At 61.1% G+C, this 14,168-nt stretch carries 11 protein-coding genes; 5 read left to right on the forward strand and 6 right to left on the reverse strand.

Features of this window, described 5'->3' with window-relative positions; translation table 11 throughout:
• Positions 1-567: 567 nt before the first annotated feature.
• Both PLL20_19120 and PLL20_19125 read right to left on the reverse strand, forming a co-directional pair.
• On the reverse strand, positions 568-1,473 hold the full coding sequence (locus tag PLL20_19120; protein HPD32109.1) for a hypothetical protein: 906 nt from the start codon (positions 1,471-1,473) through the stop codon (positions 568-570).
• A 70-nt stretch (positions 1,474-1,543) separates the two neighbouring features.
• Positions 1,544-1,894: an HPF/RaiA family ribosome-associated protein gene (locus PLL20_19125; protein ID HPD32110.1), complete on the reverse strand. Its 351-nt coding sequence runs from the start codon at positions 1,892-1,894 to the stop codon at positions 1,544-1,546.
• Between the two features lie 134 nt (positions 1,895-2,028).
• On the opposite strand from PLL20_19125, the gene nhaR reads away from it, so the two are divergent.
• From nhaR to yajC, 5 genes are all read left to right on the forward strand, one after another.
• The gene (nhaR, locus tag PLL20_19130) at positions 2,029-2,931 is read left to right on the forward strand and encodes a transcriptional activator NhaR (protein HPD32111.1); all 903 of its coding nucleotides are present in this window, start codon (positions 2,029-2,031) and stop codon (positions 2,929-2,931) included.
• Between the two features lie 679 nt (positions 2,932-3,610).
• Positions 3,611-5,584, forward strand: a complete 1,974-nt coding sequence (speA, locus tag PLL20_19135) for a biosynthetic arginine decarboxylase (protein ID HPD32112.1) — start codon at positions 3,611-3,613, stop codon at positions 5,582-5,584.
• Complete coding sequence (locus PLL20_19140) at positions 5,577-6,350, forward strand: phosphatase PAP2 family protein (protein HPD32113.1); 774 nt, start codon at positions 5,577-5,579, stop codon at positions 6,348-6,350. The genes speA and PLL20_19140 overlap by 8 nt, the downstream gene beginning before the upstream one ends.
• Before the next feature lie 355 nt (positions 6,351-6,705).
• Complete coding sequence (gene tgt, locus PLL20_19145; protein HPD32114.1) at positions 6,706-7,848, forward strand: tRNA guanosine(34) transglycosylase Tgt; 1,143 nt, start codon at positions 6,706-6,708, stop codon at positions 7,846-7,848.
• Complete coding sequence (gene yajC, locus PLL20_19150; GenBank protein ID HPD32115.1) at positions 7,845-8,180, forward strand: preprotein translocase subunit YajC; 336 nt, start codon at positions 7,845-7,847, stop codon at positions 8,178-8,180. Before tgt ends, yajC begins: the two co-directional genes overlap by 4 nt.
• Positions 8,181-8,254: 74 nt before the next feature.
• Here the strand turns inward: yajC and PLL20_19155 are convergent, their stop codons facing one another.
• The 4 genes from PLL20_19155 to PLL20_19170 all read right to left on the reverse strand — a co-directional run bounded on the left by PLL20_19155 (position 8,255) and on the right by PLL20_19170 (position 13,406).
• Positions 8,255-10,219, reverse strand: coding sequence for a potassium transporter TrkG (locus PLL20_19155; GenBank protein ID HPD32116.1), 1,965 nt, complete (start codon positions 10,217-10,219; stop codon positions 8,255-8,257).
• Positions 10,216-10,617: a phosphoribosyl-AMP cyclohydrolase gene (hisI, locus tag PLL20_19160; protein HPD32117.1), complete on the reverse strand. Its 402-nt coding sequence runs from the start codon at positions 10,615-10,617 to the stop codon at positions 10,216-10,218. Before hisI ends, PLL20_19155 begins: the two co-directional genes overlap by 4 nt.
• 141 nt (positions 10,618-10,758) lie before the next feature.
• Positions 10,759-12,945: an ATP-dependent DNA helicase RecG gene (recG, locus tag PLL20_19165; GenBank protein ID HPD32118.1), complete on the reverse strand. Its 2,187-nt coding sequence runs from the start codon at positions 12,943-12,945 to the stop codon at positions 10,759-10,761.
• A 62-nt stretch (positions 12,946-13,007) separates the two neighbouring features.
• Positions 13,008-13,406, reverse strand: coding sequence for a LysM peptidoglycan-binding domain-containing protein (locus PLL20_19170; GenBank protein HPD32119.1), 399 nt, complete (start codon positions 13,404-13,406; stop codon positions 13,008-13,010).
• Positions 13,407-14,168 lie beyond the last annotated feature (762 nt).

Below are 14,168 nucleotides of genomic sequence, written 5' to 3' on the forward strand. Positions count from 1 at the left end.
TCGCCAAGGGAGTTTTCGCGCTTGACAAGACGGGGGCTAATGGGTGAATGCTGACCGCTCTTGTCAACCGGTGAGTACGCCGAGAACGCGGAACAACATGACCTCCTGTTACCACCTTTACTGAAAATGGCTTCTGAGCCCTTTTCCATCCGCCCCTTTGCCATCCGAGAGAGCCGTGCCCATGGTGACGCGGCGACTATTCTGCGCGGGCCCGCGGCAAGACTCCGCGCCCTGCCAAGCGAGGCGGGCGGTCGCGACGTGCATCGCCGCTACGCCGGGAGGTCAGCACCGGATTAAGGAATCCAGAAGGGAGGTGACACATCAACAACACCGGCTCCGGCCCGTGCGGCTATCCGAGGAACACTTCAGGTGGCACCCGTGGGGGTGTAAGGGGCCTGCGCGGCAGGGCGCAAACACGCTCCTTGACAGAACTGAAGCCCTGGTGAGGTTGCGGGTTCATCCCAGAATCAACGTCTGACCGCTTCCGGTCGCGAGTTTTCCCGCAGGGCTTCATCTCGCAGCGCCCATCCGCGGCAACCGCCCACGAATCTTCGGGTAAACGAGTTGTCATGGCTCCTCCTGCGGCCGGCCCTGCCCGGCGGTCGGCGAGGCCGATGCCTTACGCAGCTTCTCGATGGCTGCGATCAACAGCACCCTTTCAAAACCGGTACCTGTCAGCAGCTCGGGCCGTCTCAGCAACGACGCGTAGAAAGCGGCACGCTTGACGGCGATTTCCCGCTCCTTCGTGCGACGCTTGCTCTGTCTGGCAAGCTGCCGAGCCGAAACGGCCATGCCATTGATAATTGCGCGCATCTGCAGGATACACTCGGCGGCTCGTTTCAAGCCGAACCGGATGACCCGCGACAGATCCTGTTCGCCGCCCGGTCGGTTCTGGGTCTCTGCCTGGAGCAGATGCAGCGAGTCCTCGATCATTGCCGCCACCCGGTTCAACGCCAGCAGGGTCCGGCCGACCTCATCGAGACTTTGCTGAGATCCGCTACCCGCGGAGGGGGTTGACGGCTGACGCGTGATGGCATCGAGCTGCCGCGAAGCTTCCTTGATTCGCTCGATAGCCACGGCCACCCGCAGTTCGGGGGCAACGGCATCGCAGGTGACCAGGCCCGATCCTCCGCAGAAACCACACGTGCAGCTGCCAAGCCCCAGGCAATGATCGCAGGTGTCCCGGTCTTCAGAGCAACCTCGCCCTTGGCACACGCCGCATCGCTCGTGCCCGTCCCTGCAGTAGCCGCAAGGACGCATCGCCTCGGCAGTCAACTGCTCCACCGCCACACAGCTTCGAGACCTGCCGGAAGGAATGCTGCCCGAACGATACTGATAGCGTGCGTCCGCGAAACAGAACGCTCCGGAATCGTCGGGTGTGGATTTTGGGCGAACCGCCCGAGCCGCCGGCAGCACGTTTCTCGCGTACCCCGACATACCGGGGTGTCGAGCTCTGATTCGGCGGAATGTCATCTCACACCTCGCTTCCGGTCATTCAGCCCCGAGCTCCTCAGGCCCGGGACACCTGCCCGTTACCCGGTACTCACGCGAGGACCGGGGTTTCCATGCGCTTACGCCCGCGGATTCGACGGGTCCGTCGGCGATCCAGGTCCGTCCGGACGCACCGAGCGATCCGGTCCACGGCGATGCTGATCGCCGAACCCAAGTCGGCACCTGTCCCCTTGGCAGTCTTCCACGCAGAGGGAAGAATGCGTGCATCGATTTGGCACTGCTGATCGATCCCGCCGCGCGGACCATTGAGGTCTTGAATCCGCACGACCACATCCTGAACTCGTGAGGCGAATCGCCCGAGGGCGAACGTCAAACGTCGCTCGATAAAGTCCACCCAAGAGGGGGTCAGAGTGACGTTCCTCGCGAATATCTGAACACGCATGTAGACCTCCCTTCTTTAGCTGATGGTGCCGTATCCACCGGCACTGACGTCGTATTCTACGCCCGGCTAATGTCATTAGTTTCATTCAAAATATGCAATTGACCATTCGATTATATCGATATATAATGATGACCATGGAATCACTTAACTTCAATCATTTAAGGTACTTCTGGATGGTTGCCCGGGAAGGTACGATCGCCGCTGCGTGCGATCAATTGTATCTGACGCAGTCCACGATCTCCACCCAGATTCGAGCCCTGGAGGACTACCTGGGGGCCAAGCTCTTTGATCGCGTTGGGCGCAATCTGGTTCTAACGGAGACCGGCCAGACCGTGTACCGATACGCCACAGAGATCTTTGCCTTGGGCAACGAACTGGTCGATGCGGCGCGGGGTTGTCCCGCAGGTCCGCCCGCTCGCCTGAGCATCGGAGCTCAGGACACGCTTTCCAAACTCGTGGTCCGTCGCCTGCTCGAACCGGTTTTCCGTCTGCCTGAGCCCCTAAAGTTGATGTGTTACGAGGGAACTCCTTTGCAATTGCTGCCCAAGCTGTCAACGCACGAGGTTGATTTGGTCTTCTCGGACGCCCCCATGCCGCCCCAGATCAAGGTCCGAGCCTTCAGTCATCTTCTCGGCGAGTGTGGCATTGCCTTTTTTGCCGTCTCCGATCTTGCCCGACAGTTGCGTGAGGGCTTTCCCGAGTCGCTGTCCGGATCGCCAGCCCTGCTCCCGGCCGAGACCACGGCCATGCGCGGTACGCTGGAACGGTGGTTTCGTACGATGCGGGTCCACCCCACCGTCGTGGCCGAATCCGAGGATGTCGAATTGATCATGGCCCTGGGGCAGCAGGGACGGGGCTTCTTTCCCGCTCACAATGTGATCGCTCCGGAGGTCGCGCGGAATTGGCAGGTCGAGATGATCGGCGAAATCGGCGGTCACACAGAACGGTTTTACGCCATTAGTGTCGAGCGCCGACTCAATCACCCGGCCGTTGTGGCGATTACCGAGGCGGCACGCAAGATGCTTTCTGTGCACTGAGAGCATCGCGGAGGGAGGCGAGCCTGTACCTGTGACTTGCCACACACGTGCTGCCTGGGCGGCGGGTCCCAACACACCAGAGGTCTCGCCTGGCGGTCGCCCCGCGTGGTATCCGGTTTATCCCGGCGCGTCGGCTTGGTCGGTGTCGGCGGCGCCCGTTGCTCCAGGCAGGTTTCAGAAGGACCGTTCTTCGAGGCAGGGCATGCGGCCGAAACCGTCTGGCACAAAACTCCACTGCCGCAGACGAAACAGGTGGGGGTGTCCGGTCGGTCTGGCGGGCGCTGCCGCGCGGAGGTTCGGGTCGCTGCCGGAGGAGTCGGACCCGGTGGCCAAGCCGCCGTTGCCCAGCAAGCCATCTGCCGGAATTCGCCGGGTGGCTCCGACTCAAGCTCTGGCATCTCACGGTCGATGAAAAATCTTGCAAGAATTGTGCCCAACATCTTGACCTTCGGAAAACCGATGCCACAATAGATCGGGATCGCGGGACAGGCGGGCGTTTGGCGCGTGCGATCTCTCGCGAGCGTCTGCTCTTGAGCGAGCGATCAAAGAGGCAGGTGTCCTGGGCTTCGAACGACAAGGCTCCGTGTCTGAGGTTCCTTGCGAGACGATGAGGAATCGCCATTGAGTTGATTGGGGGACCGCTGCATGGAGGGGGCGGTGGTCAACGAGGACTGCTTGAATGGGCAAACTCTATCATCCGGTCTTCACCGAGAAGACTGATGCCGTTCGCAAATGGACCGTCAGTGACGCGATGGACTTGTACAACATCCGGAACTGGGGTCATCCTTACTTCTCGATCAATGATAATGGCAATGCCTGTGTACACCCCCAGGGTCCCCACGGCCCGATGCTCGATCTCAAGCAGTTGGTCGATGAACTCCAACGCCGCGGCATCTCTTTGCCGATCCTGATCCGCTTTTCGGACATCCTGCGGGCACGCGTCGAAGCCCTGAACGAGGCGTTCCACCGAGCGATTCAGGAATACGGCTACAAGAACCGCTACCTGGGTGTATACCCGATCAAAGTGAACCAGCAGCGGCAGGTTGTTGAGGAGATCGTAACCTACGGTACGCCTTATCAGTTTGGTCTTGAGGCCGGCTCCAAGCCGGAGCTTCTAGCCATTCTGGCCCTTTTGGATTCCACCGAATCGCTCATTATCTGCAACGGCTACAAGGACTTGGAATACATCGAGATGGCTTTGCTCGCAAGCAAAATGGGCAAGGCGGTCACCATCGTCGTCGAGAAATTCACAGAGTTGCCGCTGATCATGGAAGCCTCCCAGAGGCTGAACGTGGTGCCCCGGCTGGGCGTGCGGGTGAAGCTGTCAAGCCGCGGCTCCGGCAAGTGGGAGTTCTCGGGCGGAGATCGTTCCAAGTTTGGTCTGACTATTGCTGAGCTGGTCCAGGCGGTGGATTATCTTCGGGGCAACGGGATGCTGGATTGTCTTCAACTGCTCCACTTCCACCTGGGAAGCCAGATCACCAACATCCGCTCGATTCGCGAGGGGCTCGAAGAGGCCTGCCGGATCTATGTCGAGATGGTCCAGATGGGGGCCCCGCTTCGGTTTTTGGACGTCGGGGGCGGCTTGGCGGTCGACTATGACGGCTCCAAGACCAACTTTGCCAGCAGCCGCAACTACTCCATGCAGGAGTACGCGAATGACGTCGTCAGCGCGGTTCTGGATGCCTGTGACGGAGCAGAGGTGCCCCACCCGGTCATCGTCTCCGAGTCCGGCCGGGCGATCACGGCGCATCACTCGGTCCTCATCTTCAACGTCCTGGGGGTCAGCTCATACAGCGAGACCGAGGTGCCTCAGGAGATCCCCGAAGACAAGCCCGACGTGCTCCGCAACCTGCTGGACTGCTGCCGGAATATCACTCGCAAGAACTTCCAGGAAAGCTACCATGACGCCCTGCATTACCGCGAGGAATGCATGAGCCTCTTCCGGCATGGCTACCTGACCCTCAAAGACAGGAGCATGGCCGAGTCGATTTTCTGGGCAGCCATGCAACGGATCCTGAGGATCGTGCAGGAACTGGAGTACGTTCCGGACGATCTGGAGGGGCTTCGGCGGTCGCTGGCCGACACCTACTTCTGTAATTTCTCGTGTTTTCAGTCCTTGCCCGACTTCTGGGCCGTCCAGCAGCTTTTTCCGATTCTGCCGATTCACCGGCTTAACGAAAAGCCCACGAGGCAGGGGATTCTGGCCGACATCACCTGCGACTCCGACGGCAAGATCGACCGATTCATCGACCTGCGTGATGTAAAGGATGCTTTGGAGTTGCACCCCCTTAACGGCGAGGACTATATCCTGGGCGTGTTCCTGACCGGGGCTTACCAGGAGACGCTCGGCGATATGCACAACCTGTTCGGCGACACGAACGTCGTGCACATCCGTCTCGGCCCCGAGGGCGGCTACGTGATCGAGCAACTGGTCAAGGGGGATACGATCAAGGAAGTCCTTCAGTTCATGCAGTACTCCACAACTGAGCTGTCGAACCGGATGCGAAAGACCGTTGAGGCCGCCGTCCGGTCGGGCACAATCTCCTTCGAGGAAGCCGGTCACTTCCTGGAGAAGTACGAGCGGGGGCTCGAGGGCTACACGTATCTGGAACGTCGCGTTCCCAGGCCGACCGTTGCGGATCATGTCTGATTCCTCTCTACCCCCGTGGGCACATTGGCTGAAGCGCTGCCTCCCTGCGGTTGCCCTCGTCGCGGCGTCGCTGCTCCTGTTGCGTTTCGACGTTCGGATCTTGCGATGGGGCAATAGGGGTTTTCCTGATGATCCCCACGGCTGGACAGAGCAGTTTTTGTTGGGCCTGCGGGATTTCGGGCAGATTCTGCCGGTGATCGTGACCTGTGTGGTGGTAGCGGCGTTCGACCGCCGTTGGCGTCGGGTGGTTGCGGCCATCCTGTTGTCCCAACTGGTGGCAATGGTCGTTTACAACGGCGGCAAATACACCATCGTGCGATACCGCCCGAACTCCGGCGTGGTTGACTTCGATGATCCGGCTACCCGGCCGGCGGACACCTGGGTCGGCTGGGCTCCCGGCAACACCGATGATCGCAGCTCGTCATTTCCCTCGGGTCACTCCGCGGCCGCATTTGCCTTTGGCACGGTGCTGGCAACGTTTTACCCGCGCCTGGCCTGGCTTTTCTGGACACTGGCCTTCGGCTGCGCCGCTTCCCGATTCATCCAGTTCTTCCACTGGCCCAGCGATTGCCTGGTGGGCGGGACCATCGGGTACCTGAGTGCCTGTCTGGTGTTGGGGATCTTTGGACCCGGCCACAAACGCCCCCTTGGCAAACGAACAGAGCCGGTCCCGGGCACCGCTCAGGGCTTATCGTCGGATCCCGCCGAGCAGGTGGTTATGACCTCAGCGGGCGGGCCAAGGAATGACCGTTTGTGTTGCCGATAGCCTGTTCCCGGCTCTGCTCGTTCGCCTGGACGCCCGCCACGATCAGGCCGTCACAACTCCTGAAGACCGTGCGGACCGAGCGCATCCTGTTCGTGGAGATCCAGCCATAGGACGTCACCGAGGCCCTGACCGGCGACCGTTACTTCAAACAGGCGTCGTTGGCGACACTCTTGAATCAGCGCATGCCACTCACCCCCGAGTCTGGCCACTCTTGGTTGGAGTGCTTTGAGTCATCGCCTGCTTATGTCGAGGGTTTGCCGGCGGGGCTCTTCCGGGATGCTTGCCGGCAACCCAGATCGGCAGGGTCTTGGCCCAGCGGTCCATGTTCCCGGCCGATGAGGTTATCATATCCCCAGTGTTTGAGCTGGAGATCCATCATTGTGAGCCGGGCGGGCAGGCCCGGGTCGGCGTCTTGCATACGCCGCACGGACCGGTACGTACGCCGGCATTCATGCCGATCGGCACACGGGGCTCAGTCAAGGGCCTGTGGCCCGAGCAAGTCCGCGACAGCGGCGCGGACATCATCCTGGCCAACACCTATCACCTTGCCCTGCGGCCGGGAGCAGAACTTATCGAGCAGCTCGGCGGGCTGCATCGCTTCATAGGTTGGGACGGCCCGATCCTGACGGACAGCGGCGGCTACCAGGTCTTCTCGCTGGCGGAGTTGAACCACATTACCGATGATGGTGTGACTTTCCGCTCGCACATTGACGGTCAGTGGCTTCATCTTGACCCTGTCTCGGCCACCCGGATCCAGAATCAGCTTGGCGCCGACATCATCATGGCCTTTGATGAGTGTCCTCCCGGCAATGCCGGCCGCGAGGCGGTGGCCCAAGCTGTGGATCGAACCGTCCGCTGGGCCGCCGGCTGCAAGCAGGCTCACGAGCGGGACGATCAGGCCTTGTTCGGTATCGTCCAGGGCGGGGTGTTTCACGACCTGAGGCGATTGTGCGCCGATCGGCTTATCGATCTGGACTTTGACGGATACGCGATCGGCGGATTGTCTGTCGGCGAGACGCACCGGAATATGGTTGAGGTACTGAACGAAGTGGCCCCCCATCTGCCGCCCAACAAGCCGCGGTATCTAATGGGCGTTGGCACGCCGAGGGACATTGTTGCGGCCGTCCGGGCGGGGGTGGACATGTTTGACTGCGTCTTGCCAACGCGGAACGGCCGAAACGGTTACGCATTCACAGCGACGCATCCGCTCAGGCTTCGCAATGAGAAACACCGGGCCGAGAACCTGCCCCTGGAGGCCGAATGCCCCTGCCCGACGTGTCGGCGGTTCAGCAGAGCTTACATCCGGCACCTGTTTCTGGCCGGCGAGATGATGGGCCCCATCCTTCTGTCTCTGCACAACTTGTGGTTCTTCCAACGATTCATGGCTCGCCTGCGAGACTTGATTCCCAGTGGGGATTGGGAGACACTGCTTGCCGAGTTCCCGGTAGCCGCTGACGGCGGCCTCAGTAGAATCGACGACAAAGGAGCCTGCGAGTGACGCACTTGTTTGACATACCCGTTGTTGCCCAAGGTGGCGGCGGCCCCCCCACCATGTGGATCGGCCTTATCCTGATGATTGTGGTGTTCTATGGTTTGGTTGCCTGGAACAGCCGCAAGGACAAGAAACGTCGTCAGGATATGCTGAACGCGATCAAGAAAAACGATCGCGTCATGACCATCGGCGGAATCATTGGCACGGTCGTGAGCACCAACGATACTGAAGTGACTCTCAAAGTCGACGAGTCGGCCAATGTTAAGATCACCTTTGCTCGGGGTGCCATTCAGAAGGTTTTGACCGAAGGCGAGAGACCCGCCGACGTGGGCAGTTGACCCCCAAGAGAAAAGCTTTTTGGGCCGCAGAGAAGTCAAGACAGACCACTGACGCGGCTCTGCCTGGATGCCGTTCATGGAGGGGGCTGTCTGCCCTTGATAGCAGCCCACCGCAGAAGAATCCCGACCGGCAGCACACGACCGAGAAGCATGGCCAGAATCAACACGCTGCGGCTGGTCACGCGCAACCACACCGGGCCGCTCAGGTGGTCCTCGGTCGGTAGTTGGGCGGTCAACCCCGCGGACAGGCCGGTGTTGGTGCAAGCGCTGATCGACTCAAATAGGGCGCTGCTCGATTCATACACATAGCTTCCCGATGAGGCGTCTCTCTGGCGATAGATAAGCACGAAACTCGTGACGACGATCACCAACGCCATGGCTGCGACAACGACCCCGGCCGCAGCCAGCGTCTGTCGCCCGGTGCCGTGGCTCAAGCTTGCCTCACTTCGCCACAGCCGTCCTCGAGGTCGAACAATCGCCAGCAAGAGCAGCCCGACGACGCAGATCCGCACGCCGCCGGCCGTTCCGCCCACCGAGCCGCCGATGAGCATCCAGACCATGAGCAGGTAGCGGCTGGCCGGAGAGAGCGACTTGTCATCCAATCGCGCGGTTCGCATGCCGCATGTTCTGGCCGTAACGCTCTGGAAGAACGCCGCCGCAATCCGCGGACCGCGCCGCATCGTCGACATTCGCTCGGCCTGCACCCGTTCGCTGCTGCCGGAGCCGAAAACAATCTCACCAGCGGGAGCGGAGGAGGCGCCGTTCCACTGCAGGCTACCGAGCGTCTTCTCCTGCGGGTATCGAAGCTGCCATGTGTATGTGCTCTCGATCCCGTACAACAGGCCCGCGCCGATCACCACCAGCAGAACCGTGGCAACCAGTGTCAGCCAAACATCCACAGGCATGCGGGCGGTACGATCGCGAAGCTTGCGATATATGGAGAAGAAAAAGGGCCCGCCGATGCCGCCAAGAATCATCAGCGGCAGGATCACGGCGTAGGTGGTAGCCAGCCCGCGGGCTCCTACCATGCTATCGCTGTTGAGTGTCAGCCCCACATTGCAGGCCGCGCTGATCGTATGGAACACCGAAGCCACGATCTTCGGCCGCAGGGGCTCGGAAGAATCGAAGAGTCTCGGCTGCGCGAAGAACATCGCCAGAAGACCGATGACTTCGATCGTTAGAAGAAGAAGGCACGAGAACCTGACTGCCCGCCGGAGTCCCTCGGGCGTGGTGTCGTCCTGATGAGTCTCCCAGCCGAGCATGGCCCGAAGTCGCAAGCCGAGCACTGTGCCGATTGCCAATATGGCCAGTCCTCCGATCTGCATCAGCAGGAGAATGACGATCTGCCCGCCGAGGCTGAAGTCGTGGCCTATGTCGTGGACCGACAGGCCGGTGCCGGTGATTGCCGACGCGGAGGTGAACAGGCAATTAAGGGCGTGGGCTCCGACTTCGTAACGGAACTGGCCGGTGTAGCCGCTTTCGGACGAGGCGGGATAGCCTCGAGCCCAGCATCGCGGCAACGACAGAATCAACCCGCCGACGATCGCCAAGAAGAGGCCGGCGAGAAACAGCCGCCGAACCGGGCCGGGATGCACGCCGGGCAGGGGCCCTTCGATCAACCACTTGACGCCAGCCTGAGACGCGGCGAGGAATCCGATCGCCGCGCTGTAGCCGGCGATAATCTCGATGACTTCTCGCTGGCGGTCGTGATCCAGCCCCCACCACACCGCCCCGGCCAGAAGAACCGCGAAGTCCAGCCAGCAACGCCCGATCCGAGCGGAGATCTCGACAGGGGGGATTAACAACATGATCCGGCTGAGCAGGAACAAGATGGCCGCGGCGAGCAGGATCTGGTGGATACGCCGATCGTCAACGGCCGGTTCGTCGAAGCCATAGGTCAGAGCAAGGCCCACCACCCCAGCGAGGGCGGACGGCCACCATAACCATCGTGTACGTTTGGGGAACAGCGGCAGGTATTCCTGGGTTGCCAAGTGCAGCTCTCTCGCGGTCCGGTTTTCAGCGGCGGGATGACCGGTCATTTGTTCCCGTACACCTTTGTCGGATTCACCAGACGCCTGGCACAAACCGACCACTGTTCGGTTACCGCATCATATTTGCGAAAAAAGCAGTTTCTGTAACCTTCATGGCAGGCCGCGCCGTTCTGCTTGACCTTCACGAGGATCGTGTCGGCATCGCAATCAATGAAGATCTCTTGAATCTCCTGGGTGTGGCCGCTGGTTTCACCTTTCATCCAATACCGCCGGCGCGATCGCGACCAGAAGTGCGTCTTGCCCGTCCGGATCGACTCCTCCAGGCTGTGCTTGTTCATGTAGGCCATCATCAGTACTTCGCCGGTGTCGGCATCCTGGATGATCGCCGGTATCAGGCCGTTCGCGTCGTACTTGAGGTTGTCAAGCCCCTGCATATAGTGCTCCATCGGGAAAGCGCTGGTTTCGGGTTTGCAGCCGTCAGCGGCTCTCCATGTCGGTCGTTGGTCGGGCCGGAACATCCGCCGCCGCGGCTGATCGCGAAACGCACCAGCCTTGGCCAGTCTCCTCGAGCCGGACCCGATACTCTATCATCCGACACTAATGAAGGCCACTTTGTCGCGGAAGCGTCGGCGCAGCTCGGCCTTCAGCCGTGCGTGGAGAGGGTTCTTCAGGTTCGGATCTTCGCGGACGAGCCGGGCGGCATCGTCGCGTGCCTGCATCAGGATTTCGGTGTCCTCCACAAGGTTGGCCACCCGGAACTCAGGCCATCCGTGCTGGCGGGTGCCCAGCAGTTCACCCGGACCGCGCAAACGCAAGTCTTCCTCGGCGATGCGAAAACCGTCCGTGGTTCGGCAGAGAATCTCCAGTCGCTCGTTGGCCAGTTGGGAGGGCGAATCGGTCATCAGAAGACAGATCGAGGCTTTTGATCCTCGACCGACGCGCCCGCGAAGTTGGTGCAAGGCCGCCAAGCCATAGCGATCGGCGTGCTGAACGACCATGACCGTGGCGTTCGGCACGTCGACCCCGACCTCGATAACCGTTGTACACACGAGGGCATCAAGACGGCCGGCGGCGAATTCCCGCATCACCGTCTGCTTCTCGGCGTTTTTCATGCGTCCGTGGAGCAAGCCCACCCTGCTTCCCGGCAGCAGATCCCGGGCCACCCGGTCGACCTCCGCGGTGGCTGCCTTGAGATCCAGTTCGTCGGACTCCTCAACGAGCGGGTAAACCACATAGGCCTGATCGCCCTCGCGGATCCGATGTCGGACCGCCAGCCATGCTTCCGCTTCCTCCTTCGGACGCACGATCTTCGTGTGGATCGGCTGACGTCCGGGGGGCGACGAGTCGATCGTGGAGATGTCCAGGTCGCCGAAGACGGTCATCGACAGCGTCCGCGGAATCGGCGTTGCGGTCATGACGAGATAGTGCGGAAGCAGCGAGGCAGCACCATGGCGGCTTCTCGTTTTCTTGCTTCGCATTATGGCCCGCTGAGAAACGCCGAATTTGTGCTGCTCGTCAACGATCACCAGGCCGAGATCCGCAAACTCAACAGTTTTTTCCAGCAATGCCTGGGTTCCGACGACGAGGTTTGTCGTTCCCTTGGCAACGGATTCCAGGAGCCTGTCTCGTTGAGATCTGGGCGTGTTGCCGGTCAGGAGGCACCTTTCGACGCGACTGCCGGCCAGGTATCGCTCGATTCCGGCAAAGTGCTGTGCGGCCAGGACCTCCGTCGGCGCCAGTATGGCACATTGCGTCTTGTTGGCGATGGCCGTCAGGGCCGCGTACAAGGCGACCACGGTTTTTCCGCTACCGACGTCGCCTTGCAGCAGCCGGGTCATTGGTCTGTCGCGTGCCAGATCGGCGCAGATCTCGGCGATGACTCTGTTTTGTGCGGCGGTCAGCGGAAACGGGAAGCGGCGGCGGATTCTTTGGTCGATCTCGGGGGTCACCGGCAGTCTTGGCGCCTTCGCTCCGGTGGCCGTCCATCGGCGCTGCAGGGCAATCGCCAATTGCATGGCGAACAGCTCGTCGTAGGCCAAGCGTCGTCGGGCTTCGATTACCTGTTCCGGATTGTCCGGCCGATGCATGCGCCAAATGGCTTCGCGACGACCGATCAGTTGCCGACGTTTGCGCAGAGTTTCCGGCAGGGTCTCGTCGATGGAATTGAGCGTTTCTTTGAGGGCGTTGTCGACGATTCGAGCTATGTGGGTGGTCGATAGCGAGGCGGTGGCCTTGTAGATCGGCACCACCCGCTCGAAATCCCACGTCTTGGGATCGGCCTGGGGATCGAGCTGCTCGACGGTCGGGTTGACAAACTGGGCAAGGGCCTCGAATTCGCCGACCTGCCCGTGAATCCGTAGCACCTGCCCCCGGTGGAAGCGGTCTCGCAGGTAGGGGGCGTTGAACCAAGCGACCCGGACGGTCCCGGTCCCGTCGCTCAGTCTCAGAGTAACGCTTGGGCCGCCGTGGCGGGTGAGGTTGCTCCGAACCGAGTCAACGATGCCGATAACCGTCGCATTGGCGTCAAGAACCAAGCTGTCGATGGATTGAGGCCGACGCTGGTGCTCGTGGCGAAAGGGGAAATACTCGAGCAGGTCCCCAACGGTGTTGATCCCGATCTTGGACAGGAGTCTTGCCCTGTGTGGACCAACACCCCGCACGAACTGCACCGGCTTGTCCAGCGGCGATTGGGCATCAGGCGACGCAGGAATCCTGGAGTGCGGAGTGGCGGGGCGGAACTGCCTCGATGCATGATCCGCCGCCGCCGGTCCCACTCTTGCAGCCTCCCTCCAGGGGTACAGGCATTCCTGCCATCCGGTCGATCACCCGGATCAGATCAATCCGGGATCTTGATCTTGGTGCCGACCTTGAGGGTGTTCTTGTCCTTGAGCACATCCTTGTTTGCTTGGTAGATCTTGTCAAACTTTTTCGTTGTGCCGTAGAACTTCTCGGAGATCTTCTGGAGCGTATCGCCCTTCTGAATCACGTAGGTTCTTGGGGCTTTCGGCTCGGCGTAACTCTCCTTGGGAGCAGGCTTGGGTGCCGGCGCCGCCGCAGTCACATCGACGGGGGCCGGTGCGGCCGCCGGTTCGACCTTTGGCACCGTCTCCTCCGGGAACATCGGGGGCTCGGCCTGTTCCTCCGGAGCTGCAGCCATTTCCTTTTCCTGCTTGCAGCCGGCTGTCAGACCCAGGCACAGCACGAGGGCAATTGACCACACAACCAGGTATTTCATCGTCGTTCTCCTTAAATAGACTTCCACTTCATCCACGCCAAATCGGCGCGTGAATGATATCGTCCAATAAGGGCCTATCAATGAATTCGGCGCCCTCTAATATCTCGTCCACAAAACGACTGTATGCGTTTTTCCTCGCCTCAGGGGTGCGATGGAGGATACTCGGACCAAGACGAGGGCATTGGGATCGCAGCTCCCCGGTGCTGACTGTATTTCGTCTGGGGTCGACGCCCATTCAACACACAACGGTTCTGAGCGGGAAATGAAGAGCGTTATCACCGGAAAGGCTTGGAGGTGCCGCAGCCAGCCCGTTGGCTATCGTGGGCCAGTGCGGTCACCAGCACGCCACGGCATGGAAGAGCAGACGATCATGCCTTACGTACTTATTTCACAAATACTTATAATTGCTGCATGCTGGCTGGGTGGGTTCGTTTGGCGCGGGGGGCGGTCAGGGTGGCGGCAGGTCGACGCCCTGCTTCGTCGATGCGACTTCGCAGGGCTGTGACCTGCCCTACCTGCTGGCCTTCGGGTGGAGGATTGGCATCGTCATGGATGCCGAATGCGGAAAGGATTCCGCAGGGGATGCGGCCCGGAAAGGATTGCGGGCCGAGCGATCCGGTTCGGAGGGAGGGGGGACGGTCAATCCGCCCTTCCTACCCCTATCCGTGGTTCGGCAGGTCGGCGCCCTGCTTCGTCGATGCGACTTTGCAGGGCTCTGACCTGCCCTACCTGCTTCAGGATTCATTTGGAGGCGCATGCCCA

Source organism: Phycisphaerae bacterium (assembly GCA_035384605.1).
In the GTDB taxonomy this organism is placed as follows: domain Bacteria; phylum Planctomycetota; class Phycisphaerae; order UBA1845; family PWPN01; genus JAUCQB01.